General features: G+C 69.6%; 22 protein-coding genes and 1 pseudogene. 5 read left to right on the top strand and 18 right to left on the bottom strand.

Annotated features, from left to right (window positions below; translation table 11 throughout):
• Positions 1 to 58 precede the first annotated feature (58 nt).
• Positions 59 to 1,315 (top strand): phospholipase D-like domain-containing protein, encoded by a 1,257-nt coding sequence (locus YIM_RS22220; RefSeq protein ID WP_194240254.1) that lies wholly within the window; start codon positions 59 to 61, stop codon positions 1,313 to 1,315.
• Between the two features lie 209 nt (positions 1,316 to 1,524).
• On the top strand, positions 1,525 to 2,574 hold the full coding sequence (locus YIM_RS22215) for a cytochrome P450 (protein WP_194240253.1): 1,050 nt from the start codon (positions 1,525 to 1,527) through the stop codon (positions 2,572 to 2,574).
• Between the two features lie 246 nt (positions 2,575 to 2,820).
• Here YIM_RS22215 and YIM_RS22210 read toward each other — a convergent pair whose 3' ends face one another.
• The 8 genes from YIM_RS22210 to YIM_RS22175 all read right to left on the bottom strand — a co-directional run bounded on the left by YIM_RS22210 (position 2,821) and on the right by YIM_RS22175 (position 12,328).
• Positions 2,821 to 3,375, bottom strand: a complete 555-nt coding sequence (locus tag YIM_RS22210; RefSeq protein WP_153032167.1) for a hypothetical protein — start codon at positions 3,373 to 3,375, stop codon at positions 2,821 to 2,823.
• Positions 3,318 to 3,800 carry a hypothetical protein gene (locus tag YIM_RS22205; RefSeq protein WP_153032166.1) on the bottom strand — a complete coding sequence of 161 codons (483 nt, stop codon included), beginning with the start codon at positions 3,798 to 3,800 and terminating at the stop codon, positions 3,318 to 3,320. Before YIM_RS22205 ends, YIM_RS22210 begins: the two co-directional genes overlap by 58 nt.
• Positions 3,801 to 3,920: 120 nt before the next feature.
• Positions 3,921 to 4,172: a hypothetical protein gene (locus YIM_RS22200; RefSeq protein WP_370469007.1), complete on the bottom strand. Its 252-nt coding sequence runs from the start codon at positions 4,170 to 4,172 to the stop codon at positions 3,921 to 3,923.
• Between the two features lie 97 nt (positions 4,173 to 4,269).
• Entirely contained in the window at positions 4,270 to 4,998 is a 729-nt protein-coding gene (gene narI, locus YIM_RS22195) for a respiratory nitrate reductase subunit gamma (RefSeq protein ID WP_153032165.1), read from the bottom strand.
• Positions 4,995 to 5,630, bottom strand: a complete 636-nt coding sequence (narJ, locus tag YIM_RS22190; RefSeq protein WP_153032164.1) for a nitrate reductase molybdenum cofactor assembly chaperone — start codon at positions 5,628 to 5,630, stop codon at positions 4,995 to 4,997. Before narJ ends, narI begins: the two co-directional genes overlap by 4 nt.
• Positions 5,627 to 7,321 carry a nitrate reductase subunit beta gene (gene narH, locus YIM_RS22185; RefSeq protein ID WP_153032163.1) on the bottom strand — a complete coding sequence of 565 codons (1,695 nt, stop codon included), beginning with the start codon at positions 7,319 to 7,321 and terminating at the stop codon, positions 5,627 to 5,629. The genes narJ and narH overlap by 4 nt, the downstream gene beginning before the upstream one ends.
• On the bottom strand, positions 7,321 to 10,983 hold the full coding sequence (locus YIM_RS22180; protein ID WP_153037168.1) for a nitrate reductase subunit alpha: 3,663 nt from the start codon (positions 10,981 to 10,983) through the stop codon (positions 7,321 to 7,323). The genes narH and YIM_RS22180 overlap by 1 nt, the downstream gene beginning before the upstream one ends.
• A gap of 127 nt (positions 10,984 to 11,110) precedes the next feature.
• Positions 11,111 to 12,328, bottom strand: a complete 1,218-nt coding sequence (locus tag YIM_RS22175) for an MFS transporter (RefSeq protein ID WP_228004904.1) — start codon at positions 12,326 to 12,328, stop codon at positions 11,111 to 11,113.
• Positions 12,329 to 12,679: 351 nt separating this feature from the next.
• On the opposite strand from YIM_RS22175, the gene YIM_RS22170 reads away from it, so the two are divergent.
• Together YIM_RS22170 and YIM_RS22165 are read left to right on the top strand one after the other, a co-directional pair.
• Entirely contained in the window at positions 12,680 to 13,099 is a 420-nt protein-coding gene (locus YIM_RS22170; RefSeq protein WP_153032162.1) for a pyridoxamine 5'-phosphate oxidase family protein, read from the top strand.
• Between the two features lie 39 nt (positions 13,100 to 13,138).
• Entirely contained in the window at positions 13,139 to 13,561 is a 423-nt protein-coding gene (locus YIM_RS22165; protein ID WP_153032161.1) for an HPP family protein, read from the top strand.
• A gap of 30 nt (positions 13,562 to 13,591) precedes the next feature.
• On the opposite strand, the gene YIM_RS22160 is transcribed toward YIM_RS22165, so the two are convergent.
• Together YIM_RS22160 and YIM_RS50090 are read right to left on the bottom strand one after the other, a co-directional pair.
• Complete coding sequence (locus YIM_RS22160) at positions 13,592 to 13,846, bottom strand: DUF1918 domain-containing protein (protein ID WP_153032160.1); 255 nt, start codon at positions 13,844 to 13,846, stop codon at positions 13,592 to 13,594.
• 19 nt (positions 13,847 to 13,865) lie between these two features.
• Positions 13,866 to 14,413, bottom strand: a pseudogene (locus YIM_RS50090) (universal stress protein).
• Positions 14,414 to 14,528: 115 nt separating this feature from the next.
• Between YIM_RS50090 and YIM_RS50085 the strand changes: the two are divergent.
• Positions 14,529 to 15,077, top strand: a complete 549-nt coding sequence (locus YIM_RS50085; protein WP_370469006.1) for a sigma 54 modulation/S30EA ribosomal C-terminal domain-containing protein — start codon at positions 14,529 to 14,531, stop codon at positions 15,075 to 15,077.
• A 23-nt stretch (positions 15,078 to 15,100) separates the two neighbouring features.
• Here YIM_RS50085 and YIM_RS49690 read toward each other — a convergent pair whose 3' ends face one another.
• From YIM_RS49690 to YIM_RS22110, 8 genes are all read right to left on the bottom strand, one after another.
• On the bottom strand, positions 15,101 to 15,226 hold the full coding sequence (locus tag YIM_RS49690) for a hypothetical protein (protein ID WP_255463022.1): 126 nt from the start codon (positions 15,224 to 15,226) through the stop codon (positions 15,101 to 15,103).
• A 138-nt stretch (positions 15,227 to 15,364) separates the two neighbouring features.
• Positions 15,365 to 15,880 (bottom strand): universal stress protein, encoded by a 516-nt coding sequence (locus YIM_RS22140; protein WP_153032158.1) that lies wholly within the window; start codon positions 15,878 to 15,880, stop codon positions 15,365 to 15,367.
• A gap of 40 nt (positions 15,881 to 15,920) precedes the next feature.
• Complete coding sequence (locus YIM_RS22135; protein WP_153032157.1) at positions 15,921 to 16,898, bottom strand: hypothetical protein; 978 nt, start codon at positions 16,896 to 16,898, stop codon at positions 15,921 to 15,923.
• Between the two features lie 301 nt (positions 16,899 to 17,199).
• Entirely contained in the window at positions 17,200 to 17,853 is a 654-nt protein-coding gene (locus tag YIM_RS22130) for a response regulator transcription factor (RefSeq protein ID WP_153032156.1), read from the bottom strand.
• Between the two features lie 97 nt (positions 17,854 to 17,950).
• Positions 17,951 to 20,482 carry an HAD-IC family P-type ATPase gene (locus tag YIM_RS22125; protein WP_228004903.1) on the bottom strand — a complete coding sequence of 844 codons (2,532 nt, stop codon included), beginning with the start codon at positions 20,480 to 20,482 and terminating at the stop codon, positions 17,951 to 17,953.
• Between the two features lie 94 nt (positions 20,483 to 20,576).
• Positions 20,577 to 21,479, bottom strand: coding sequence for a universal stress protein (locus YIM_RS22120; RefSeq protein ID WP_153032154.1), 903 nt, complete (start codon positions 21,477 to 21,479; stop codon positions 20,577 to 20,579).
• Between the two features lie 158 nt (positions 21,480 to 21,637).
• Positions 21,638 to 22,786, bottom strand: coding sequence for an acetate/propionate family kinase (locus YIM_RS22115; RefSeq protein ID WP_153037164.1), 1,149 nt, complete (start codon positions 22,784 to 22,786; stop codon positions 21,638 to 21,640).
• Positions 22,787 to 22,809: 23 nt separating this feature from the next.
• On the bottom strand, positions 22,810 to 25,422 hold the full coding sequence (locus tag YIM_RS22110) for a bifunctional GNAT family N-acetyltransferase/acetate--CoA ligase family protein (protein WP_228004902.1): 2,613 nt from the start codon (positions 25,420 to 25,422) through the stop codon (positions 22,810 to 22,812).
• Positions 25,423 to 25,442: the final 20 nt, after the last annotated feature.

The following is a 25,442-nucleotide window of genomic DNA, read 5'->3' as shown; positions in this document are numbered from 1 at the left end:
GGTTCCTCTGTGCACGTTAATGAAGGGGATACACGTGAGAAGACGATTGTCCAGAGTCATGATCGCGGCCGCGTTGAGCGTAGGGCTATTGAGCAGTACGGCGGCGATACCGTCCTCGGCGGCTGCCGGTCAGCTGAATGCCCCGGTCGGCATCAGCCCGGATCTGGTGAACAAGGATGTCCTGTTCGCCCACGACCATCCACCGATCGTCGCACGGGCGAAGGCGCTGATCGACGCGTCGACGCCCGGGTCGAAGATCGACATGCCGCTCTACTACTTCAACCAGCAGACGATCATCGACTCCCTGAAGCTGGCCAAGGCGCGCGGCGTGAACATCCGGGTGCTGCTCGACGGTCACATGCGGAACCAGTGGCAACACACGCAGCTCAAAGCATTCCTGGGCGAGGACAAGACCAAACCGTCCTACGTGGCGGTCTGCGGCAGCCGGGTGCAGGACGGCACGGACTACGTCGCGTCCCGCGGCTGCATCGGCACCCGGCAGTTCGGCGCCGACGGTGAGAACCCGAGCTACGCGCTCAACCACAACAAGTTCATCACCCTCACCGGCGTCCTGCTGACGAATGGCAGCGTCGCCGGCAATGTCACCTACATTTCGTCCGCCAATCTTGACACCTACGACGCGTTCCAGAGCGCGATCACCGTCACCGATCCGAAGGTCCACCTGTACTACTCGTTCTATTTCGCCGACCTCGAATTCCACCAGAGCACCACCGGCAACGACGCGTACAACCGCAGGTGGGGAGCGGCGTCCGATACCTACCAGCTGTTCGGGTTTCCCTTCCACGAGGCCGACGGCGCCGGGGCGACGAGCGGCTCCAACGATCCGATCGTCAACATCCTGAGGACCGAGAACTGCGCGGCGGGCGGAAGTATCAAGGTCGCGAACTACCGGATCCAGCGCACCGCCGTCGTCGCTCAGCTGATAGCCGCCGCCAAACGTGGCTGTTCCGTTCAGGTCGTGACCGGCAACACGGGTGACGATCGGGAGACGCCGGACGACGAGACCTTCGACGCGTTGAAAGAACTCGCTTCCCGCGGCAGCAACATCGTCGTGCGCCTCTGCGGGAGCGACCCGGACTTCGGCGGCGTTCCGATGCACGAGAAGTTCATGGTGATCAAGAAGGACGCTTCGGCCGCACCGCAGCTGCTGGCCGGAAGCGCGAACCTCACTTACAAGGGACTGCGGCAATCGGACGAGAACGTCCTGCGCATACGCGATGCGGGGATCGTCAGCAAGTACGTGGAGCGAGCCGACGGGTTCTACCGGATCTGCAAGGGCTGGACCCACGGGTAACCGAGGACCAAGGGCGATCACCACGAACGGGTACCGATCTGTCTCGATCGGTCATGAACAAGGAGGAAGAACATGAAGCGTCTCGTGCGGCCGGTCATGCGGCGGCTGGGAATGGAACGCGGTATCCGGCGACTGGCGTGGGCGCCGTTCGGCTACAGCTACTACTGATCATGTCCTTCGGCCCGATTCGCCGGACGAGCTGGCGAGGAATGCGGAAGCTGCACCAGCGGTGCGTGCGGACGCCCGTCTTCCGCACGCTCGCGGGCAGCGTGGTGGTGTGTGACGCCGAAATGGCCAGGCAGGTCCTGGTCGACACCGGTGGTCAGCTGGACCACGTGCCCGCGTTCTGGCGGCCGGGCAACGCCCCGTTGCCGCCGCCGGTGTGCGCCGCGCTGAACCGGTGGGTACACACGTGCCTGTCCGCCGAGGACCCCGGCCGGGTGGCCGCGACCGCTGTCGAAGCGGTCGCGGCCACCCGCGGTGATCTGCACCGCGCCTGCCTGCACGCGGTGGCCGAGGCCAACCGCCGCCCGCTGGGCTTCGAGCACCACAGCAACCTGCGGGCGACCGTCGGTGAGTTCCTCGACCACGTGTTCCACGGCATGATGACCGGCGCCAGCCGGTACCCCGACATCGACGCCTTCCAGCGGCTCGCCGCCCGGGCAGGCAGGGCGGTGGCCAGTGGCGCCGTCCCCGGGTTCCCGGACCTGGACCGCGCGATCCGGGGCGAGGTGTACCTGCGTGCCGTGACCGCGTTCGTCGGTGCTTCCGCGGCCGCGCTCGCCTGGTTGATCTGCGCACTGCGATCCGATGAGCTGGTGGCCACCAGGCGACCGGCGGAGACCGCCCCGGACGTGCCGCCCGAGCACGTCGCGCTGGAAACGCTCCGGTTGTGGCCGCCCGCCTGGCAGCACCGGCGGCCGGTGCTGCGCGACCACCGCATCGGCTCCATGGCGGTGCTGCGCGGTGACGAACTCGTCGTACCCGCCTACGCGTTGCAGCGCCATCCCCGGTACTGGCCGGACGCGGACCTGTTCGACCCCGCCCGCTGGGCCCGCCTCCCCCAGCGACCCGAAGCGTTCCTGCCCTTCGCGGTCGGCCCCGGCGCGTGCGTCGGCGCCCGATTCGAAGTGCGCTGGCTCGCCGCGGCGGCGGCACACCTGTCCGCCCAGCCACCGATCCCATTGGTCCGCCGGAGCGCCACCCCGTGCGTCACCGCCGTGTTCTCCCCACCCGAACACACCATCGGCCTGCGCTGACCCGCCTGCTTCCGCCGAATGACCCGGACACGGCCTCCGCACGAGGGGGCGGTGGTAACGGCTGGTCGTTGCTCACGTGGGACACCAACGACGCCCGCGTCGACGCCCAGGCCTTCCGCACTGTCCGCGCGATGCCGGGCTGGAACCCGGGCGCGCGCGAATCCACGCTCCACCCCGGAAACCCCACGGCGCTTCCGTGGGGTTTTCCCTGTGCGTGCCAACAGATCGCACGCTTCGTCGAGTGGTCTACGGAACATCGTAGTAGGCCTGACCGCGGCGACGAGCGTGCTGACGGGTCAAATCCATCAGTTCCTCGCCGATCTTCGCGAACCACGCGGTGGTCGACTCAGAGCTCCTGCGTATCGACCCTGCCTCGGTCAGCACCCATATCGGCGGGTCGGGTTCCGCAAGGTCGCTGCCGTCGATCACGACGAAAGACGCGCTGGTGCCATCCCCAGCGACTACCAGCATGCCTTCCGGATCCCGCATCCCGTGCTCGATCCCGCGCTCGTCGGCCTCTTCCACGCACCACCCAGCGAACTCCTTGTCCCTCGCGTCGATGGAATCGACACCGAACGCCGAGGACTCGAACCACCCCGTGGGTGTCTTCCTGCGTGGCTTACCCATGATCCGCAAGATCTCTCGCAACGCTGCGGGGACCATCCGCACGCCCTGGGCTGCAGCCCAGGTGTCGATCTCCCTGTCGGACGCTCCCTGGACCGCCTGGGCACGGAATCCACGGGCTACGACGTCGTCGAAGATGTCGCGAACTCGTGCCGCTGCCGCGATGCCTTCGTCCACCACAGGTCGCCCTCCGCAGCGTCTGACCGCATGCCCCTCAGCACCATATCCAGCCAGTGTCGCGGCGGTCGCGGCGGAACATGCCCGGGTACCACCAACGCCAACTCCTCGGCGACGACCTGTTCGCCACCGACCTCACCCGCCTCGACCGCGGCATCACCGGCAAGATCGCCAACGCGCCCTGGGTCGCAGAACACGCTGGCCCACTGCTGCCAGACGATCGAACCGGTCGAGTCGATACCGACGGGAGCGGCAGGCCCCACCCGTCGCCCGAGGGCAAAGACACACCAAAGTGCAAAGCCTGCCACGGGCTGATCGGGAATCGCCACCTGCTGTTCCACCGATGAGGTCGAGTCATCCCCAATCGACTGACCGTGGACCAAACCCTCCATCGCGTTCCGCCGCAAGCCCGCCACCTCGCGCACAGCAGACGCCTGGCGGGTGCGGAGGCGGACTTCTCTCTCCGTGAACACCGCTGCTACCAAGTCTTGCGGCAGAGGCTCATCGAGACGCCAGACAACCTCGAGCCGGACCCGCACCTCAACTTACTGATTCAACCAGGCCCGGTAACAGGGGACTGTTCCAAGATCGGTGTTTCCGGCCCGACACGCCGGGCTGGGGTCCGGTGGGATGGCCGCGAGGTGCCCGCGATCCAGCGTCCACTCGTTGTCGTGGGTGTGCAGCCGGACCCGTCCGGTGACGACGTACAGGGTGGCGGCCAGGGGTGAATCGTGCTCGGCCAGCTCGGCGCCGTCGGTCAGCGCGATCAGGGTCGCCCGCTGCGAGGTACCGGTCACCACAGGGTCCTCGCCGCGCGACGGGAGTGATGCTCGCGGGCTTGGCGCAGCAATTCGGTGGCTAGGGCGTCGACCTGGGCGACCTGGGGGTGATCGGTCATCGCACGCGTTCCCATCCGCGGCGGGGTTTCCGGCTGCCCAGTCGGGTGTCTCGGCTGCGGTACACGATGTACGGGCGGGTGAGGTAGCCCAGCGGCATGGAGAACACGTGCACCAGGCGGCTGAACGGCCAGAACGCGAACAGCACCCACGCGGCGAGCGCGTGCAGCTGGAATCCGAGTGGCGCGGCGGCCATCAGGCCGGGTTCGGGCCGGAAGTAGAAGATCGACCGGAACCACGGTGACACCGACTCGCGGTAGTCGTGGGGGTGGTCGGTGAGGTTGCCCAGCACCGTGGTGCCGAGCCCGAGCACGATCGTGCCGACCAGCAGCACGTACATGATCTTGTCGTTGCGGGTGGTGACGGAGAACACCGGACCGACGGTGCGGCGCCGGTAGACCAGGATCGCCGCGCCGGCCAGGGTGCACACGCCGGCCAGCACGCCGAGCCCGACGGCGATGGCGTGGTAGGCGGCCTCGCTCAGCCCGATCGCCTCGGTCCAGGACTTGGGCACGAGCAGGCCGCCGACGTGGCCGAGTGCGACCAGGAGGATGCCGAAGTGGAACAGCGGGCTGCCCAGCCGCAGCAGGCGGTTCTCGTAGAGCTGGGAGGAGCGGGTGGTCCAGCCGAACTTGTCGTAGCGGTAGCGCCAGACGTGCCCGGCGATGAACACCGCGATGGACACATAGGGGACGACGACCCACAGCATGACGTCCAGCGCGGTCATCGGGCGCCTCCTTGCGGCATGTATTCGGGAGGGGCGAACGGTGCGAGACCGACTTCTTCCTCGGGCGGGCCTTCGGCGGCCAGGCGGGCGACGGCATCGTGCTCGCGCTTGCCCAGCGGCGGGAGGGTCGCCGACACCGACTCCAGGACGTGCGCCCACGGCGCCCCGGTTTCACGCAGGCCCAGCCGGATGAGTTCCAGGCCTGCGCGGTGCTCGGTCAGCAGCCGCCGGCCCACGACCGGATCGCCGGTGGCGGCGAACTCCAGCACGACCGCGAGGTGGTCGGGTAGCTCGCTGTCGTCGAGTTCCAGCCCGGCGGCGCGGTAGGCGTGTTTGAACCGCAGCAGTGCCATGCCCCGTTTGCGGGTGTCTCCGTAGGCGAAATAGGTCAGATACGGGCTGAACCGCTTGCGGTGGTCGAAGGTCGTCACGTAGTCCGCCGCGAGGTCGATCAGTGGCGTGACCGCGGCCTGGTCGAGGAAGGCGGTGAGCGGTGCGGCGAGCGGAGCGGGCAGCGTCCGGGTCGCCGTCCGCAGCAACGGCAGGCGATCCGCGAACTGCTCATCGGGATAGCTCATCGCCAGTGACTGGATCTGCCAGGCTGTGGCGAGCTCGGTGTCGGTGATGGTCATGGTCTGGGGTCCACCTCACCGGCGGGCTCCCCGCCCTCTGGCTGGTTCTTCGGCGGGAACATCCCGTCCGGGCGGCCTTTGCCGTCCCAGTTGAGCAGGTTGACGCGGCTGCCCTTGTCCACCGGCGCGGCCATGGTGTCGCTGGTCTGCCGGTCGCGCAGCATCCGGAAGTTCTCCACCGCGATGGGTGACGGGCCACCGGAGCTTTCGCCGAACGGCCCGGAGCCGCCCATGCCGGGGCCGCCCTCGTAGTCCAGGCTGCATTCGGTCGCCAGTTCCTCCAGGCCGTGTGCCTGCTCGGCGTGCGCGGGCGGGATCACGTAGCGCTCGTCGTACTTGGCCAGCGCGAGCAACCGGTACATGTCGTAGATCTGCTCGCCGGTCATGCCCACCTTGGTCGCGATGGCTTCCCTGGGTTCGCGGCCGAGGTTGATGTCACGCATGTAGGAGCGCATCGCGGCCAGTCGGCGCAGCACGGCGTTGACCGGAGCCGGATCGCCCGCGGTGAACAGTTGCGCCAGGTACTCCACCGGGATTCGCAGCGCTTCGATGGCGGCGAACAGGTTGCCGTGGTCTTCGGCGTCGTGCCCGGTGTCGCGGACGACGTCGACCACCGGGGACAGCGGCGGGATGTACCAGACCATCGGCATGGTGCGGTATTCCGGGTGCAGCGGCAGTGCCACCTTGAACTCGTTGATCAGGGAGTGGATCGGAGAGCGCTGGGCGGCTTCGATCCAGTCGCGCGGGATGTCCGCGCGTTCGGCTTCACGGACCACCTCGGGGTCGTTCGGATCCAGGAAAACCTGGCGCTGAGCCTCGTAAAGATCCTTCTCGTCCGGAGTGGACGCTGCTTCGAGGACCTTGTCGGCGTCGTAGAGGACGAGTCCGATGTAGCGCAGGCGGCCCACGCAGGTCTCGGCGCACACGGTCGGGATGCCGACCTCGATACGGGGGAAGCAGAAAGTGCACTTCTCCGCTTTGCCGGTGCGGTGGTTGAAGTAGATCTTCTTGTACGGACAACCGGACACGCACATGCGCCAGCCGCGGCAGCGGTCGGAGTCGACCAGCACGATGCCGTCCTCACTGCGTTTGTAGATCGCGCCCGACGGGCAGGACGCGGTGCAGGAGGGGTTGAGGCAGTGCTCGCAGATGCGCGGCAGGTAGAACATGAAGGTCTGCTCGAATTCGAACTTGACCTTGTCGGCGATGTCCTTGAGCAACGGGTCGTGGTGCCCGTGGTCCGGTGCGCCGCCGAGGTTGTCGTCCCAGTTGGCCGACCAGGTGATCTTGGTGGGTTCGCCGCTGATCAGCGACCGCGGCCGCGCGACCGGGATGTGTTCCTGCAGCGGTGCGCTGATGAGGTTGTCGTAGTCGTAGGTCCACGGTTCGTAGTAGTCGTCGATGGACGGCAGCTTGGGATTGCTGAAGATGGTGAGCAGCTTGCGCAGACGGCCGCCGCCCTTGAGCTTGAGCCTGCCGCGTCTGCCGAGAGTCCACCCGCCGCGCCAGCGTTCCTGGTCCTCGTAGGTGCGCGGATATCCTTGCCCCGGGCGGGTTTCCACGTTGTTGAACCAGACGTACTCGACGCCGGATCGGTTCGTCCACGCCTGTTTGCAGGTGACCGAGCAGGTGTGGCAGCCGATGCACTTGTCGAGGTTCATCACCATCGCCATCTGGGCCATGACCTTCATCAGTAGGTCACCTCCTGGTCGCGCCTGCGGATGATGGTGACCTCGTCGCGCTGGTTCCCGGTCGGGCCGAGGTAGTTGAACGCGAACGACAGCTGGCCGTAGCCGCCGATGAGGTGGCTCGGCTTGATCAGCAGCCGGGTCAGCGAGTTGTGGATGCCGCCCCGCTTGCCGGAGGTTTCGCTGCGGGGCACGTCGATCAGCCGGTCCTGGGCGTGGTGCATGTAGACGGTGCCCTCGGGCATCCGGTGCGAAACGATGGCGCGGGCGACCACGACACCGTTGCGGTTGACCGCCTCGATCCAGTCGTTGTCCGCCACGCCGATCTTGGCGGCGTCCTCTTTGGACATCCAGATCGTCTGCCCGCCGCGGGAAAGGCTGAGCATGAACAGGTTGTCCTGGTACTCGGAGTGGATGGACCACTTCGAATGCGGGGTCAGGTAGCGCACGGTGATGCCGAGCGGCCCTTGGTCACCGATGCGGGGTTCGTCGAACAACGCGGTCATGTCCAGTGGTGGCCGGAAGACAGGCAGGTTCTCGCCGATTTCGGCCATCCAGTCGTGGTCGAGGAAGAAGTGCTGCCGCCCGGTGAGAGTGTGCCAGGGTTTGAGCCGTTCCACGTTGATGGTGAACGGCGAGTACCGCCGCCCGCCGGTTTCGCTGCCGGACCATTCCGGTGAGGTGATCACCGGGACCGGCGCGGACTGGGTGTCGGCGAAGGTGATCTGCTTGCCCTCGTGTTCGGCGGCCAGATCCGCCAGCGGTGTGCCGGTGCGTTTTTCGAGGGTGCGGAAGCCCTGGGTGGCGAGGTGTCCGTTGGTGGTGCCGGACAGGGCGAGAATGGCCTCGCACGCGTGCACGTCGCGGACCAGTGAGGGGCGGCCGTCGGCGGGGCCGCCGCGGATGGTGCCGTTCTTGTGCCGCAGGTACTCCACCTCCCGCCCCACCTCGAAGGTGACGCCCTTGGTGGTCGCGCCGAGCGAATCGGCCAATGGACCGAGCGCGCCCATCTTCGCCGCGATCGCGGTGTAGTCGCGTTCCACGACCGTGATCCTGGGCATCGTGACACCGGGGATCGGTTCACACTCACCGGTCTTCCAGTCCCGCACCACACCGTGCGGAGTGGCCAGTTCGTCGGGGGTGTCGTGCAGCAACGGGGTGGCGACAATGTCCTCGCGCACGCCGAGGTGCTGCTCGGCGAGCCTGCTGAAGACCTCCGCGATGGCCTGGAAAGCGGCCCAGTCGGTGCGGGTCTGCCATGGCGGCGCGATGGCCGGGTTGAACGAGTGCACGAACGGGTGCATGTCCGTGGTGTTCAGATCGTGCTTTTCGTACCAGGTGGCGGCGGGCAGCACGACGTCGGAGAAGATCGTGGTGCTGGTCATCCGGAAATCGAGTGACAGCAGCAAGTCGAGCTTGCCCACCGGTGCTTCGTCGTGCCAGGCCACGTCCCGCGGCCGGGACTCGGGTGGCGTTTCCCCGGCGCGCAGCGAGTGGTCGGCGCCGAGCAGGTGCTTGAGGAAGTACTCGTTGCCCTTGGCCGACGAGCCGAGCAGGTTGGCCCGCCAGACGCTGAGCACGCGGGGGAAGTTCTCCGGGGAATCCGGGTCCTCACAGGCGAACCGCAGCCGCCCGGCTTTCAGCTCGTCGACCACGTAGTCCGATGTGGACATGCCGGATCCGGCGGCGTCGTCGGCCAGGTCCAGTGGGTTGCGGTCGAAGGTCGGGTAGGAGGGCATCCAGCCCAGCCGCGCGGACTGGGCGATCACGTCCGCCGTGGTCTTGCCTGCCAGCTGCCCGCCACCCGCGGCGGAGGCAAGGGTTCCGGCGCCGAACCGGTCGTAGCGGAACTGGTCGGTGTGCAGGTACCAGTAGGCCGTCTGGATCATCTGGCGCGGCGGGCGCGACCAGTCCAGTCCGAACGCGAGCTGGGACCAGCCGGTGATCGGGCGGCATTTCTCCTGCCCGACGTAGTGCGCCCATCCGCCGCCGTTGGCGCCCTGGCAGCCGGTCAGCGTGGTCAGCGTCAGGAACGCGCGGTAGATGGTGTCGGAGTGGAACCAGTGGTTCGTGCCCGCCCCCATGATGATCATCGACCGGCCGCGGGATTCCTCGGCGTTGGCGGCGAATTCCCGGCCGATCCGGGCCGCGGCCGCCGCCGGGACGCCGGTGAAGGCTTCCTGCCAGGCGGGGGTGTACGGCTGCTCCGCGTCGTCGTAGCCGCCGGGCCAGACACCGGGCAGGCCCTCGCGGTGGACCCCGTACTGCGCCAGCAGCAGGTCGAACACCGTGGTGACCAGGTGCCCGCCGACCCGGCGCACGGGTACCCCGCGGCGCAACACCGCCGGCGAACCGTCCGCCGCGTCGAACCGCGCCAGCTCCACCACCACCGAATCCGCGCCCTGGACCGACAACAGCGGGTCGACCTCGCCCAGTTCGAGGTTCCAGCGGCCAGCACCCTGTTCCCCGTAACGGAAACCGAGTGAACCACCGGGCACCACCGGTTCGCCGGTGGCCGAATCGAGCAGCACGGTTTTGAACGCCGCGTGCTCGGTGTGCGCGTGCGCGGCCAGATCGGCGGCGGTGAGGAACTTCCCCGGCCGGTGCGTGTCGCCCTGCTCGTCGAGCCGCACCAGGAACGGCAGATCGGTGTAGCGCTTGACGTAGTCGGTGAAGTACGGCACCCGGCGGTCGACGAAGAACTCGCGCAGGATCACGTGTCCCATGGCCATCGCCAGCGCGCCGTCCGTGCCCGGCCGGGCGGCCAGCCACTCGTCGGCGAACTTGACGTTGTCGGCGTAGTCCGGCGCGACCGCGACCACCTTCTGCCCCCGGTACCGGGCCTCGGCCATCCAGTGCGCGTCCGGGGTCCGGGTCACCGGCAGGTTGCTGCCCCACATGATCAGGTAACCCGCATCCCACCAGTCCCCCGACTCCGGCACATCGGTCTGGTCGCCGAACACCTGCGGCGACGCCACCGGAAGGTCCGCGTACCAGTCGTAGAACGACAGCATCGTCCCGCCCAGCAGCGACACGAACCGCGCGCCCGAAGCGTGCGAGACCATCGACATGGCCGGAATGGGGGAAAATCCGGCCACGCGGTCGGGCCCGTATCGCTTGACGGTGTGCACGTGCGCGGCGGCGACCATCTCGGCGGCCTCGTCCCACGACGCGCGTACCAGACCGCCCTTGCCGCGGGCGGCCTTGTAGCGCCGGGCCCGCTCGGGATCCTCCACGATCTCGGCCCACGCCAGCACCGGGTCTCCCGTGCGGGCCTTCGCTTCCCGGTACATCTCCAGCAGCACCCCGCGCACGTACGGGTAGCGCACTCGCGTGGGCGAGTAGGTGTACCAGGAGAACGCCGCGCCACGCGGGCAACCGCGGGGTTCGTATTCGGGACGGTCGGGCCCCACCGACGGGTAGTCGGTTTGCTGGGCCTCCCAGGTGATGATCCCGTCCTTGACGTAGACCTTCCAGGAGCACGACCCGGTGCAGTTCACCCCGTGTGTGGAGCGCACGACCTTGTCATGGCTCCACCGGTCCCGGTAGAACTCGTCCGCTTGCCTGCCACCGATCTTGTGCAACGTCCGCAGATCGTCGGAGACCTCCGCACGGCTGAAAAACCGGCGGGTGCGCACGAGTGCGTCGATCAGTTCGTTGTCCAGCCCGGTGGCGGAGCCGCTGGGTGGCTCGGTATCGGTGCTCACAATGTCGGCTCCTCCTGGCAATCGTGAAACAGGACTGATCGACAGGGCCTTTTCCACCTTGGTGGCCCGTTGCCGGAGACGCAGATCACCGGCCGGGCGTGGAATGGGCACGCACGGCACGGCGCACGACGGTCGAGGTGAACACCAGGGTGGCCAGCGCGACGACGGCCAGCGCTGCCAGGCCGAGCGCGTAGGAACCGAGCGCACCGTACAGCGCGCCCATCACCAGCGGCGGGATGAAGCCGCCCAACCCGCCGGCGGCACCGACAACACCGGTGACCGAGCCGACCTTGTTCCCCGGGGCGAGCAGCGCGACCAGCGCGAACACCGCGCCACTACCGGCACCCAAGGCCGCGGCCATCGCCAGGAACGCGATCGTGCCCAGTGGCATCAACGGCGGCGTGAACGCCTGCACCGCCGCCCCGGCGGTCACCACGGCCAGGCATGCCGTCAGCACGCGGACCGGCCCGAACCGGTCGGACAGCCAGCCACCGACCGGACGCATCACCACCGCCAGCAGTACGAATCCCGCCATCCGATTGGCGGCGTCCGCCTGGGCGAGCCCATAAGCCGTTTTCAGGTAAGCGGGCAGGTACACGGAAAACGCGACGAATCCGCCGAAGGCCACCGCGTACAACGCCGACGCCTGCCACGTGATCGGCAGCCGCGCGGTGTCGAGCAGGCGCCTGCCCACCGATTCAGCGGGCACCACCCGCCCAGGCGCGTCCCGCAACAGCACAGCGGCGGCAACCGCGTAGACCACGAGCACGATCGCGGTCACCACGAACGGCGTCGCCACACCCCAGCCGTCGACCAGCTTCACCGTGGTCAGCGCGCTGATGGCCGTCCCGCCCATGCCCGCGCCGAAGATCCCGATCGCCAGCCCCCGCCGCCGGGGCGGGAACCAGGCGCTGACGAACGGCACCCCGACCGCGAACGCGGTACCGCCCACGCCGAGGAAGAAGCCGCCGATCAGCAGCGCGGCCAGCGACGAATGCCCGGCCAGTCCCAGGAACAGCACCGGCACGATCGTCACCGCGGACACCAGCGGGAACATCACCCGCCCGCCGAACCGGTCGGTCAGCGCCCCCACCGGAATCCGCCCGACGGAACCGACGACCACGGGCACCGCGACCAGCAGCGCCTGCTCGAACGCGCTCAACCCCAGGCCGTCCTTGAACAGCGGCCCCAGCGGGCTCAGCAGGGCCCAGGCCCAGAAGTTCACCGCGAACCCGATCGTGGCCAGCGAAAGTGTGAGCACGCGCCGCCCGGTCGTCGGCGATTGGTCGTCTGTGGATGGCACGCGCAGGCTCCTCGCTGGTTGCTTGCCCGTCGTCCGGTGATCGGTCTGGTGTGCCGTGGTCATCGTCATCCCGGCTCGTCGTCGTGTGTTGCCCTGTACGGGTGGACGAATCCAGCATCTTGGTCTTCGGGCGGACCGGGGCAGAGATCGATGACCTCGACCCGAGGGACCAAGGTCACCGGCGCCGTCCACCCGGCTACCCGGACAGTCCGGCCTCGACCAGCGTCGGAGAGCAATTGGCCCCTGATCGGGAGGACCTCTGCCACTGTGCGAACCGCGACCAGCACTTTCATCCTGGGGTGCGGGCGCATCACTCGTTCCGCCGCCACGCACACCGTTGGGAGCACGCAGATGGTCAACCGGCAACCGCTTGAGGAACTCGACCGGCAGCAATGCCTCGAACTGCTCGGCACGGTGCGCGTGGGACGGCTGGTGTTCACCGAACAGGTCCTGCCCGCGGTGCAGCCGGTCAACTTCCGTCTCCACCGCGGACAAATCGTCATCCGCGTGGCTGGCGGTGAGAAGCTCGCTGCCGCGACGGCGAACCTGGTCGTGGCGTTCCAGGCGGACGAGCTCGACCCCGACCTGCGACAGGGCTGGAGCGTGACCGTCGTCGGCCACGCCGAGGAGATCACCGACATCGACGAACTGGTCGAAGTGGCCGGCGCGGACCTGCAACCCTGGGTCGGCGGCCGTCGCGAGCACGTCATCCGCGTGAGGACGGAGAAGATCACCGGCCGACGGCTCGGTGCCGTGCCCGCCGAGTCCTGATCGGGCGAGCGGGCCGCGTGCCGGCCACCGAGGTCCGTCATGCACGCACGGGAAATCATGAGCACACCGGTGATCGCGGTGTCCGCACAACCCACGATCGAAGAGGCGGTGCGGGAAATGCTCGCCCGTGGCTTCACCACGATGCCCGTGGTCGAGTCCAGTGGCCGCCTGCTCGGTCTTGTCACCGAGGCCGACCTCGGCCTGTCCCGGCTCGCGTTGAATGCCCGCGACCGCAGCGGCCCGGACGACGGCGTGCTGCTCGGGCTCACCCGGCGCACGGTCGCGGCGGTGATGTGCACCCCGGCACCCACCATCGACGCCGGCGCCGACCTCACCGAGGCCGCGCAGCGGCTGGTTCACTCCGGCCGTCGCTGCCTGCCGGTGGCGGCCGGTTCCCTGGTGATCGGCATGCTCAGCTGGCGCGACCTGCTGCGGACCATGCTGCTGGACCGGACCCGATGATCCCGTCCGCCTGAGCGAGGAAGAAGTACGTCAAGTGCGGCTGGCCGCCTTGCCCGGGCCCGCCAGCCGCTCACGCTCACGCGCGCCGAGGCGCCTCTGCTCATCGGCGGTCACCACGCGGGTTTCGTTCTCCGGGAAGAACATCGATACGTGGTCATCGCCGAGCCAGCGCACCACGTACGGCGGCCCGTCGTCGGGTCCGCACGCTTCCAGCACGCAGGCGCGTTGCTCGCGGCTGCCCAGCAATCCCTTCACGATCAGCCAGTCTCCGGCCTTCGCACGCATGTCGTCCTCCTCGTAGCGGTCAACTGACAGCCTCGCCCCGCCCAGCCGGTGGGAGAAGGGCATTTGGTCCGCAAGCGCGGGGCCGGTCGCGATGTCCGAAGTCCCGGCGAGCGGTGCCGGAGTCCTCTCCATGGGCAACCTGGACACGGCTGGAATGGGAAGCATGAAAGTCCTTCCGGACCATCACCACCGGGCACCGCGCACGGGCGGACGCGGTGGCCGCCACGGAACCGACGAGCAGCCTGCCGAACGCGCTCAGGCCCAGCGAACCCACCACCACGACGGCGGCGTCCTCGGACTCCTCGACCAGCACCTTGACCGCGACGCCCTCGCGCACCTCCGGAGAAGTCTTCAGGCCCGGCACCGCCGCTTCGGCCGCCGCCAGCCAGGTGCTGCTCTGCTCTTCATCCGGCGCCGGGACAGCTCGTCCAGGCCCGGCAGCTGACAAGCGTGCACCAGGCGCAGGACGACCCCACGCCGATCCGCTGCCCGAGCCGCCCACACCGCGGCATCGAGCGCGCCGCGTGACCCATCGATCCCGACCACCACCGGCTTACCGGTATCCATGGGTTCCGGGGCGGCCGGCGCGGGCCTTCCCGTCTCGGCGTGTGTCGCCGCGTAGAACTCCGACGCGAGATATCCCCGCATCGCCTTGTGCGCATCGGTCATGACAAGTCCTTCCTTGACCATTTCGGTCCTGCTTGCCGCACACCAGTGGAAAAAGGGCACTTGGTCACCGGTACTGGTGTCCTGCGGAGGCAGTTCGCCGACGCACGCGTCGGCAGGATCGGGGTATCCGGGAAATACCGGCCAATTCACGAAAGGGTGGCTCGATGGCCCAGCACACATCCCTGCCCGCACCGGTGGTCCGGACCTCCGTCCAGCCCGGCCTGCCGGGCTGGCGGACTACGCGCAGCGGAAGGTCGGCAAGCTCGGCCGGTTCGCCCACGGCCCGGTGCTCGACGCCAGGGCCAGGCTGACCCGGCTCGGCAAGAGCTGGGGGCCCACCACCCGCACACGCTCGAAGTCCCGCCCGGTCACTGGCGGCACGACGACCCGCGCGCGCAGCGGCCACCCCACTTCCCCACTGCTGAGCACCGGTGAGGCGGTCGACCGGCTCAACCTGATCGGGCTGCCCTTTCAGTTCGTCATCGACGCCGAGCGCGGCCGGGGAAGCGTGCTGTACCACCGCTACGATGGTCACTACGGCCTGACCACCCCGGCGGTGTGACCGGAAGGCCACCCGCCCGCGGATCACCTCGGTATTCCGCTGTCAGCGTCGGCGAGCGCGCCGCCAGGATTGGTGGCGGTGCGCGATCCGGTGCCGATCGCGCTGAGCAGCTGGATGGCTAGGCAGACGATCAGCCAGATGAAGGTCATCACCTTGGGTTCGGCGCGGTCAACATTTCCCCCGCGGTACGCGCGCGGGCCTTCGACCGCGGGAACGGCACGTGCTCGTTCATCACGTCCTGGACCAGCCGGCCGCACCCGTTTCACCGGGCAGTGCCACCGAGCGGCTCACAGCAGCGGACCGGGCAGATAGTCACCCGCCAGTGTTTCCGACTGGTCGGCACTTTCCTCCGGCACGGTGCGCACCGGGATGATCACCACCGGGCAGGTCGCTTCGCGCAGGCACTGCGTGGATACCGAACCGAGCAGAAGCTGGAGCAGCCTGCCGTAACCGTGGCTGCCGAGCACCAGCATCGCGGCGGTGCGCGACGCGCGGACGAGCGCGTTCGCCGGGGTGTCCTCGGCGAGCTCGTACCGGATGGTGGCCGCGGGTTCGTCACCGACAAGCGCGCTCACCAGCTTTTCCAGCCCCTGCCGCTGTGCGACGCGAGCCTCGTGGGCGGACACCGGCGGTGAGGTCTGCGTCCCCCGCAGCGGGTCGTAGGTCCAGGCGTGGAGCGCGCGGACGGCGCGGCCGCTGCGGGCGCCCTCGCCCACCGCCCACCGCAGGGCAACCGCGCTCACCTCCGAACCGTCCACACCGACCACGATTTCGCCGTGTTCCGGCAACGGAAGCTTGTTCATCAGAGAGTCCTTTCGCATCCCGTGGTGGTCAGTTGCCCGGTCACCCAGCCTGGGTCACGCCCCGGCGGACGACCTCGGTCAGCGGGCGGCGGGAGGTCAGGGGCGTCCGGTAGCCGTAACCGACGCGCAGCAGGGTGTGCACCTGGCCGGAATCGCGGAACAGCGCCTCGATCGCTGCCCGGGTCTCCGCGGTCTCGAACGGCTGGGACACGAACGACGTCGCCAGACCCAGCGAGGTGGCGGTGAGCAGCACCGACTGCATGGTCATCCCGCCGCGCAGGTCGGCGAGCGCACCCTGCCCGCCGGTGCACACGCCCACCAGCAGCGGCTGCTGCTCGTACGGCCGGGGCGGCAGCTGCTCGTTGGCGTGCGAACCCCGCTGGGGCACCACCCCGGCCTGTCCGGCAGGCGGCGCGGCCGACATCAGCGGCACCCCGTCCGGGCTGCCCGCGGGGCGCCGAGTCCACCCGGCCGACTCGGCGCGGAACGCCTCGTCGGTTGCCTGCAGGAACTCGGCGCGCCTGGCCAGTGTGGCCACGGCGTCGTACTTGGCGGAGGGCTCGAGGTGCTCCAGCCTGCCGCCCTCGGCGAGGGCGGCCGCGCTGAGCGCCGACCGGATCCCCGGCGGCACCGGCTGGTCCCGGAAGGGACGGCGGTTGGTGTGCCTGCGGAAGATCGACTCCGCCAGCCTGCGTTCGTCCAGTTTGGACCTGCGGTTCCCGTCGATGCGGATTTCGGCGAGCAGCTCGGGGTGGCTTGGCTCGGGCAGCAGCCGCACCTTGGCTTCCCTGCCGTTCACGCGCAGGGAGATCCGCAGGTTGAACAGCGCGGCGCCACACGACAGACGCGCTTCCCTGGCATCGGGATCGGCCACCGGCAGCACGCGGTCGCGGTCCAGCCACAACGCGATGCGGTTGCCGTCGACGGTGAACCACCACGGCTGGGTGTTGTGCGGTGACGGCGCCCGCATCGCGGCGGCCAGCGCCTGGTCCACCTCGTCAGGCAAGGGTCGGTTCATCAGGGCTCCCGGCTAGGTTCTGCTTTACCCAGCCAGGATCGCCCGCACCAGCAAAAGATCGCTGCGGTCGCCAGTCACGACCGCGTGGGACCTTCGACCCCGTTCCGCCGAGGCGATCGCCGAGCGCGCGCTCACCACCGAATCGGGGTTCACCGAAATCGAGGTGATGCCGAACCGAACCAGGTGCTCGGCGAATCCCGGGCCAGCGCGCGCAGTTCCAGGCCGGGCAGGTCGCGCTCACGCACTTAGCGGTAGCAGCCGCGGTAACCGATCACCGGGTTGCTCTCCGGCTGTTCTCGGCCTAATCTTCCGATCGCTGAGCGGTCTGGCCGCGCAGTTCGGTGGCCAGTACTGCCGCCTGGGTCCGGCGCTGCAGGCCGAGCTTGGTCAGGAGCCGGGAGACGTAGTTCTTGACGGTCTTCTCCGCCAGGAACATGCGCTCGGCGATCTCACGATTGGTCAGCCCCTCGCCGATCAGCTCGAACAGCGTCCGCTCCTGATCGCTGAGCTGGGCCAGCGGGCCCTTCTTCTCCGCGCTTTCGCGAAGCTTCGTCATCAGCGCCGCCGTCGCCCGCGCGTCCAGCAGCGAACGACCCGAACCCACCTCGCGAACCGCCGAGACCAGGTCCATGCCCTTGATGTCCTTGATCACGTACCCACTGGCACCCGCCATGATCGCGTCCAGCATCGCCTGCTCATCGGTGTAGGAGGTGAGCATGAGGATGTTCAGCTCGGGCAGCTTCGACCGCAGCTCACGCGCCAGCTCAACACCGTTGCCATCCGGGAGCCGGACGTCGAGCACCGCCACATCCGGGCGCAACGCCGGAATCCTGGCCAGCGCCTCCGACACGTTCGACGCCTGCCCGACAACCTCGAGTTCCTCGTCCTCATCGAGCATGTCGGCGACCCCGCGCCGCACCACCTCGTGGTCATCCACCAGAAACACCCGGACCATCCGTGCTCCTTCCACCGACGATCAACCTAGGGACCCGGCGCCGGAGGGGCCCCGCCCTGAGGTTACGTCACCCCGGCCATTGCCTGGGGGTCCTCGCTCATCCGTGGTCTCGCGCCTTCCACACCAGCTTGTCCGCCTCCACCACGGCGAATGCCAGCACTCCCATCACCGCGGCAACCAGCCACGACGAGAAGTCCGTCGGCGCGGTGTGGAACACGGCGTTCATCGGCGGCAGGTAGGTCAGCGCCAGCTGGAGCAGCACCGTGAGGCCGATGCCCACCGGCAGGAGCCGGTTGCCCGCCGAGCGGACGCGCAGCGCCGATCGATCGAGCGAGCGGCAGGCGAGCAGATAGGCGATCTGCACGGCGATGAACGCGTTGATCGCGCTGGTCCTGGCCTCCGCGACGGCAGCGCCGCCGTCCAGTTCCCAGGCGTAGGCCGCGAACGCGGCGCCGACGAGCAGGAGTGAGACCAGCACGATGCGCCGCAGGAGGTTCCCGGTCAGCAACGGGCGAGCCGGCGGCCGCGGCGGGCGGCTCATGATGCCCCGTTCCTTCGGTTCGAACGCCATGGTCAGGCCGAGAAACACCGCTGTGGTCATGTTGATCCACAGGATCTGCACCGGCACGATCGGCAGGGTCGCGCCGAGCACCACGGCGACCAGGATGACCATGCCCTCGCCGATGTTGGCCGGCAGCGTCCAGGCGAGGAACTTGCGCAGGTTGCCGAACACCCCGCGCCCCTCCTCCACGGCGTGTTCGATGGAGGCGAAGTTGTCGTCGGTGAGCACCATGTCCGCGGCCTGGCGGGCGGCGTCGGTGCCGCCCCGGCCCATCGCCACGCCGATGTCCGCCCGGCGCAGCGCCGGGGCGTCGTTCACCCCGTCACCGGTCATCGCCACGACCTGCCCGCGTCGCTGCAAAGCCTTGACCAGCCTCAGTTTCTGGCCCGGGGAGACCCTGGCGAACACCGGCGTGACCGCGATCCGCTCGTCGAACCCGTCCTCGGGCAACCGGTCGAGGTCGGCGCCGGTCAGCACCGGCACCTCGGCGCCCTCGTCGACCAGGCCGGCTTCCGCGGCGATCGCCCGCGCGGTGCCCGGGTGGTCGCCGGTGATCATCTTGACCTCGATGCCCGCCGCCCGGCAGGCCTTCACCGCCGCCACCGCCTCCGGCCGGGGCGGGTCGTGCATGGCCTGGAAGCCCAGCAAGGTGAGCCCGCCCCGATCCGCCTGCGCGGCGGAGTGCGCGTCCTCCGGCGTGAATCGGGCGAAGGCGAGCACCCGCAGGCCCCGTGCGGTCAGGTCGTGCGCCATGGTCAGCGCGGCTTCCCGGTCGAGCCCGGTGCACCGGGCGAGCACCTCTTCGGCGGCGCCCTTCACGTATCCGGCCAGTGCACCGGTTTCCTCGCGGTGCGCCGTGGCCATGAACCGGCGTTCGGAGTCGAACGGCAGCACATCCGTCCTGGGCTGATCAGCTCGCAACGCCACGGGGTCGATGCCCGCGCGCAGCGCTTCGGCGAGCAACGCGATCTCGGTGGGATCACCGACCTCCCGTGGTTCACCATCCACATAGGACAGATCGGCGTCGTTGCACAGCACACCGGCGATCCGGCAGTCACGCTCGGTACCGGACACCGCGACCACCTCGGTCACCGTCATCCGGTTCAGCGTCAGGGTGCCGGTCTTGTCGGTGCAGATCACCGTGGTCCCGCCGAGCGTCTCGACCGCGGGAAGATGCCGGACCACGGCGTTGCGCCGCGACATCCGGACCACACCGATGGCCAGCACGATGGACACCGCGGCGGGCAGTCCCTCGGGAATGGCCCCGACCGCGAGTGCCACCGCCGCGATGAACATCTCCGGCGCCGGGGTGCCGCGGAACACGCCGAGTGCGAAGGTCAGCGCGGCGACCACCAGGATCGCGATGCCGACCAGGCGGGAGAACCGGCCCAGCTTGCGGGTGAGCGGCGTGGTCACGGTGCCCGCGGTGGCCACCATGCCCTGCACCGCTCCGAGTTGCGTCGCCTTGCCGGTGGCGGTGACCAGCGCCCGGCCGGTCCCCTTGGTGACCAGCGTCCCGGAGAACGCGGAATCCGTGCGGTCCGCGAGCGGCGCGCTGTCCGGCACCGGTTCGGGACTCTTCGGCACCGGCAACGATTCGCCGGTCAGCATGGACTCGTCGATCTCCAGCGAGCGGGTCTCGGCGAGCCGGACGTCCGCGGGCACCCGATCTCCCGCCGCGAGATCGACGACGTCACCGGGGACCAGTTGCTCGGCCGATATCCGGCACACGACCCCGTCACGCAACACCGTGGTCTCCAGCGGAACCAGCTTCGCCAGCGCGTCCAGCGCACGGCGCGCCTTGGCCTCTTGCACGGCACCGATCACCGCGTTGAGCACCACCACTCCCGTGATGACACCACCGTCGACGTAGTCCCCGAACGCGAAGGTCACCACCGCCGCGACCACCAGGATCGCCACCAGCGGATCCTTGAGCTGGGCCAGCAGCATCGCCGCCAGGCCGGGCCCGCGCTCCGCCTCGAGCCGGTTCGGCCCGTACTCGATCAGCCTGCGGGCCGCCTCGGCCGAACTCAGGCCCTGCCGCACATCGGTCTGCCCGGCGATCACGTGCCACCCTCCACCTTGGCGGCGGCCTCGCAGAGTGAAGTCGCGTCCTGGCCGAGGGTGAACACCGGTTTGCTCATCACGTCCCGCGCGCGCATCAACTCTTGCCTCCGGTGGCGGGCCGGGCGACGATCACCGGGCACAGCGCGTAGGACAGCACGGTCTGACTGGTGGAGCCGAGCAGCATCCCGCTCAGGCCACCACGACCCCGGCTGCCCACCACGAGCAGCTGAGCGCGGTCGGCGTAGTCGAGCAGCCGCTCCGAGGCACTGCCGCGAGCCACCATCGGGTCGACGTGCACCTCGGGGAACTTCTCCTGCCAGCCCGCCAGGCGCTGGGACAGCACTTCGCGTTCGTGCGCTTCGACCATCGGCCGGTCCAGCAGCAGGCGCGCCTCCTCGAAGATCGCGGCGACGAACGGTTCGTCCCAGCTGTGCAACGCGACCAGCGGCGCACCCCGCCAGGACGCCTCCTCGAAGGCGAGCCCGATGGCCTGCTCACTCGACGCCGAGCCGTCCACCCCGACCACGACCGGGCCATCGGCGGGCGGGAGGTCGTCGGCGGCGTGCGGCCGGACCACGGCCACCGGGCAGGCCGCGTGCGCGGCCAGCGCGATGGTGACCGAGCCGACCAGGAACCGGCCCAGCGGGCGCAGTCCCGGAGTGCCCAGCACCAGCAGCCTCGCGGTCTCGGACTCGCGGCGGAGCACGTCCACCGCCCGGCCCCTGGCCAATTCGACGTGCAACCTCACCTCGGGCGCCACCTCGCGGGCCGCGTCCCTGGCCTTCGCCAGCAGCCGGTGCCCGCGCGCGAGCACCACGTCGTGCAGGTTCTCCTGCGTCGGCAACGACCTCGGCAGGGTCAGCATGATGTCGTCGACGACGTGGACCAGGCGCAGCTCGCGGTTGCGCTGCGCGGCCAGTGACGCGGCCCAGCGCACCGCGTTCATCGATGGCGCCGTCTCGTCGATACCGACGACCACGGCGGAGTTCACAGACATCTCGGACTCCCTGCTTCGAACGGGCTTTCCTCGAAGTTAGGCCGGATCCGCCCGCTTCCGAGACAGGAGACGGTCACCGGGCGATGGGACCTTCGGCACCCGTGATCACCCGCTGTGGGAGTGCCGGGGGTCTCGGCCACCGCGCAGCGTCGTCACCGTCACCACGAACGTGCCCGGCCCGCGCGGATTCCGGTGCGGCGAGGGTGGAGCACCCCTCCCTGCCTGGACAGCACGTCCTCCGCGCCCCGCGCGATCTCCAGATCTTCCCGCGGCACCACCCGCAACACGGCGACCGCCGCGTCGGGCTCGCTCAGCAGGCAGTCCTCCCCCGCCGGAGCGAGCGCATCGCCGGCACGCACGCCGAGCACCGCCAGACCTGCGGTCAGCTCGTGGATGACTTCCGGTTGGTATTCGGCAACACCGCCGGTGAACACCACGGCGTCCAGCCGGTCCAGGCTCATCGCCGCCGCACCGATTTCCCGGCGCAACCGGTGCAGGTAGACCTGGTAAGCCAGCTTCGCGTCCTGGTCACCGGCCGCCATCGCGGCCAGCACCGCGCGCAGGTCCCCGCTGGTCCCGCTCATCCCGGCGAGCCCGGACCGGTGGTTGAGCGCGTCCGCCATCTCCTCCGGGCTCATCGGCGCGGTCGCCATCACGTGCAGCAGCAGGCCCGGATCGACCGAGCCGGAACGCGTGGCCATCACCGCGCCCTCCAGCGGGGTGAACCCCATGCTGGTGTCCACGCTCCGCCCGTTCTTGACCGCGGTGACCGAGACCCCGGCGCCGACGTGGCAGCAGAGCAGTTGCACCGCGCTCGCGCTCCGGCCGAGCAGTTCCGCCGCGCGCCGGACGGCGTACTGGCAGGACAGACCGTGGAAACCGTATCGGTGCAGCCGGTTCTGCCGCGTCCACGCGCGCGGCAGCGGATAGTGTGCCGCGGCTTCGGGAAGCGTCGCGTGGAACGCGGTGTCGAAACAGGCAACCATCGGCAGGTCTGGCCGCACCTTGCGCACGGTTCGCGCGATGACCAGCGACAAGGGCTGGTGCACCGGCGCCAGCGGCACCAGCCGTTCGAGCGCCGTCAACTGCGCGTCGTCGAGCAGCACGGGTGTCTTCCGCGCTCCGCCGTGCACGAACCGGACAGCCACGGCATCGAGATCGGGCCACCGCTCCAGCGCATCGCGCACCGCACGCGAATCGGCCTTGGCGTCGGCCAGGTCCCAGGCCGCCCAGCCGTGTGCGACCCCGTTTTCGACCAGCGACGCCTTGAGGCTGGACGAGCCGGGGTTCAAGGTGAGAATTCGCAACATGACTCCTCGGTCGGCGCCGCTCACACCCGGAGCTGACGCAAGAAGGGATCAGGTGCCTCGCGCCGCTCGAGACGCACCCTGACGTCGAGGGCAAGGCAGCCACCGACGAACACCCGCACCGGGTTGAGATCCAGCTCGGCGATCTCCGGGACGAGCTGGACCAGCCCGCTCACGCGCAGCAGCACCTCGCGCACCGCCGCCCGGTCCGCGTTTGCCGCCCACAGCGCCTTCGACGACCGCAGGCCGTCCATCAGCAGGTCGGCCTCGGTGCCGCTCAACGGAGCGAGCCGGGCGCACCGGTCGTCGATGAGATCGGTGTCGACCCCGCCCATGCCGAACACGACCAGCGGGCCGAACACCTCGTCGGAGCGCACGCCCACGATCAGCTCACGACCCGGCGGCGCCATCGGCTGGACGACGAACCCGCGCAGCTCGTCACCGAACCGCTGCTCCAGCGTGCGCACCGCGCGCCGGGCACCATCCGCGTCGGTCACCTCGGTGATCACCCCGCCACCGGCACTCTTGTGCAGCAGCCCGGCGGCATCGGCCTTGATCACCACCGGGCCGCCCGCCGCGCCGAGTTCGTCCACAACAGCTTGCTCGGTCGTCACGTACCGGGTGGTGACCAATGGGATACCGGTGAGCCGCAGCAGTTCCGCGCAGTCGGCGGGCGACAACCAGCCCGCACCCCTGGCCAGTGCGGCCCGGACCAGCTCGGTCACCGCCGGAGCGTCGATCGCCGGGACGAGCGGGACCTCCTCGTACGGCCGATCCAGCCAGCTCCGGTAGGACACCAGTTTGCGGAGAACCACCGCGGCCGCGACCGGGTCGTCGTAGGACGCCGTGATCGCCGGACCCAGTGGCCGCACTCGGGCCGCCTGCCCGGGGCGCACGGCGAACACCGGCTTGGCGGCCGTGCCCGACAGCACCGGGGCCAGGCCGTCGAGCGGGTCGCTGACCGCGGTCGGGACGGTGACCACCAGCAGCGCGTCCACGCCCTCGTCTTCGAGCAGGAGGCGTACCGATTCGCCGAAGGCCGCCGCGGGCACAGCCGCGGTGGTGTCGATCGGGTTGCGAATTCTCGCCTGCGCCGGGAGAACTGCTGCCAGCCGCCGCGTGGTTTCCGGGGACAGCGCGGCGATGGACAGACCGGCACGCTCGCAGGCATCGGCGGCGAGCACCCCGGCCCCGCCCGCGTTGCTGACGATCGCGACCGAAGGCCCGGCGGGCAGCGGCTGCCACGCCAAGGCCGCGATGACGTCGGTCAGTTCCGTCACCGAGTCCACCGCGATGACCCCGGCCTGTTCGTAGAGCGCGTCACGGGTGACCGCCGGCGTGGCCGCGGCGGCGGTGTGGGAAGCCGCGGCGTCCTGCGCCACGAGGCTGCTGCCGTTGCGCACCGCGAGCACGGGCTTCTTCCGCGCCAGCGAGGCGGCCAGCCGGCTGAACTTCCTCGGGTTCCCGAAGGACTCCAGGTACAGCACGGCGATCTCGGTCCGGTCGTCGCTTCTCCACCGCAGCAGCAGGTCGTTCCCGCTGACGTCGTACTTGTCCCCTGTGGACACCAGCTCGGCCACCCCGATCCCGAGCCGGGTCAGCGACTCGGCGAGCGCGATGCCCACCCCACCGGACTGCGTGACCACCCCGACCGGCCCGGCGAGCACCGGGTCGCGGAGAAAGGTGGCGTCGAGCGGATGACCGGGTTCGGTGCTCAGCAGGCCGAGGCAGTTCGGTCCCACCAGCCGCATCCCGTGCCGCCGGACGGCGGCCATCACCCGCTCCCCCGCGGGCTCGCCGGTCAGCCCGGCGGAAAGCAGCACCACGGCCGCGACACCCCGCGCGCCGCACTGATCCACAATGGACTCACAGGCGGCGGCGGGCGCGGCGATCACCACCAGTTCGGGCGTTTCCGGCAACTCGGCGACCGAGGCGTGGCACAGCACGCCGAGTATCTCGGTCGCATGCGGATTGACCGCGCTGACCGCTCCTGGATAGCCACTGCGCAGGATGTTCGCCAGTACCGCGCGGCCGACCGACCCGGGCCCGCGCCCGGCCCCGACCACGGCCACCGAAACCGGCCGGAAGAGATGCCGGAGGCTGGCTGTGTCCGCCACCAGGTCGCGCCGGACGACGGCGTCGAGGTAGTGCTCGGTCGGCCGCAGCGACAGCGAGACCTCGCGCTCGGGTCCGATCCCCCGGAGCTCGTACGGCATCCCGAGATCGGTCAGCACCTTGATCATCTTCGCGTTCTCGGCGAGCACTTCCGCCACGAACCGCGTGAGCCCGCGGCCGCGGCCGACCGCGGCGAGGTGTTCCAGCAGCAACGTCGCCACCCCGTGCGCCTGCGCCGTCCCGTCCACGGCCACCGCGACTTCGGCGACGCTGGAGTTCCGGAGCACGTGGTAGTGCGCCACACCGATCAGCTTCTCCGCCGTGAACGCGCCGATCGCGGCGTGCTGCGGCCCGGGATCGGCGGCGATCTTGGCCGCGAGTTCGCCCAGCCTCTTCGGCGTCGGGCCGAAGAACCGGAAGTAGCGGTCTCGTTCGGACAGCCCTTCGTGCAACGCGAGCACGGCGGCGGTGTCCCCGGGGTGCAGCAGCCGCAACCGCACCACCTGGCCGTCCTCCAACACTGCCCGGCGGACTGTCTCGG

The sequence above is a fragment of the Amycolatopsis sp. YIM 10 genome (assembly GCF_009429145.1).
In the GTDB taxonomy this organism is placed as follows: domain Bacteria; phylum Actinomycetota; class Actinomycetes; order Mycobacteriales; family Pseudonocardiaceae; genus Amycolatopsis.
This window is presented reverse-complemented; position numbering and strand designations above follow the sequence as displayed.

Bases quoted from the DNA above. Each gene is read 5' to 3' on its own strand.
- YIM_RS22220 (WP_194240254.1), top strand. From the start codon at position 59: ATGATCGCGGCCGCGTTGAGCGTAGGGCTATTGAGCAGTACGGCGGCG.
- YIM_RS22215 (WP_194240253.1), top strand. From the start codon at position 1,525: ATGCGGAAGCTGCACCAGCGGTGCGTGCGGACGCCCGTCTTCCGCACG.
- narI (WP_153032165.1), bottom strand. From the start codon at position 4,998: ATGACCGCGCTGGACGTCATGCTGTGGGTCGTCGTCCCCTATGTGTCC.
- narJ (WP_153032164.1), bottom strand. From the start codon at position 5,630: ATGACCATCACCGACACCGAGCTCGCCACAGCCTGGCAGATCCAGTCA.
- narH (WP_153032163.1), bottom strand. From the start codon at position 7,321: ATGAAGGTCATGGCCCAGATGGCGATGGTGATGAACCTCGACAAGTGC.
- YIM_RS22170 (WP_153032162.1), top strand. From the start codon at position 12,680: ATGGTCAACCGGCAACCGCTTGAGGAACTCGACCGGCAGCAATGCCTC.
- YIM_RS22165 (WP_153032161.1), top strand. From the start codon at position 13,139: ATGCACGCACGGGAAATCATGAGCACACCGGTGATCGCGGTGTCCGCA.
- YIM_RS22160 (WP_153032160.1), bottom strand. From the start codon at position 13,846: ATGCGTGCGAAGGCCGGAGACTGGCTGATCGTGAAGGGATTGCTGGGC.
- YIM_RS49690 (WP_255463022.1), bottom strand. From the start codon at position 15,226: ATGACCTTCATCTGGCTGATCGTCTGCCTAGCCATCCAGCTGCTCAGC.
- YIM_RS22140 (WP_153032158.1), bottom strand. From the start codon at position 15,880: ATGAACAAGCTTCCGTTGCCGGAACACGGCGAAATCGTGGTCGGTGTG.
- YIM_RS22135 (WP_153032157.1), bottom strand. From the start codon at position 16,898: ATGAACCGACCCTTGCCTGACGAGGTGGACCAGGCGCTGGCCGCCGCG.
- YIM_RS22130 (WP_153032156.1), bottom strand. From the start codon at position 17,853: ATGGTCCGGGTGTTTCTGGTGGATGACCACGAGGTGGTGCGGCGCGGG.
- YIM_RS22120 (WP_153032154.1), bottom strand. From the start codon at position 21,479: ATGTCTGTGAACTCCGCCGTGGTCGTCGGTATCGACGAGACGGCGCCA.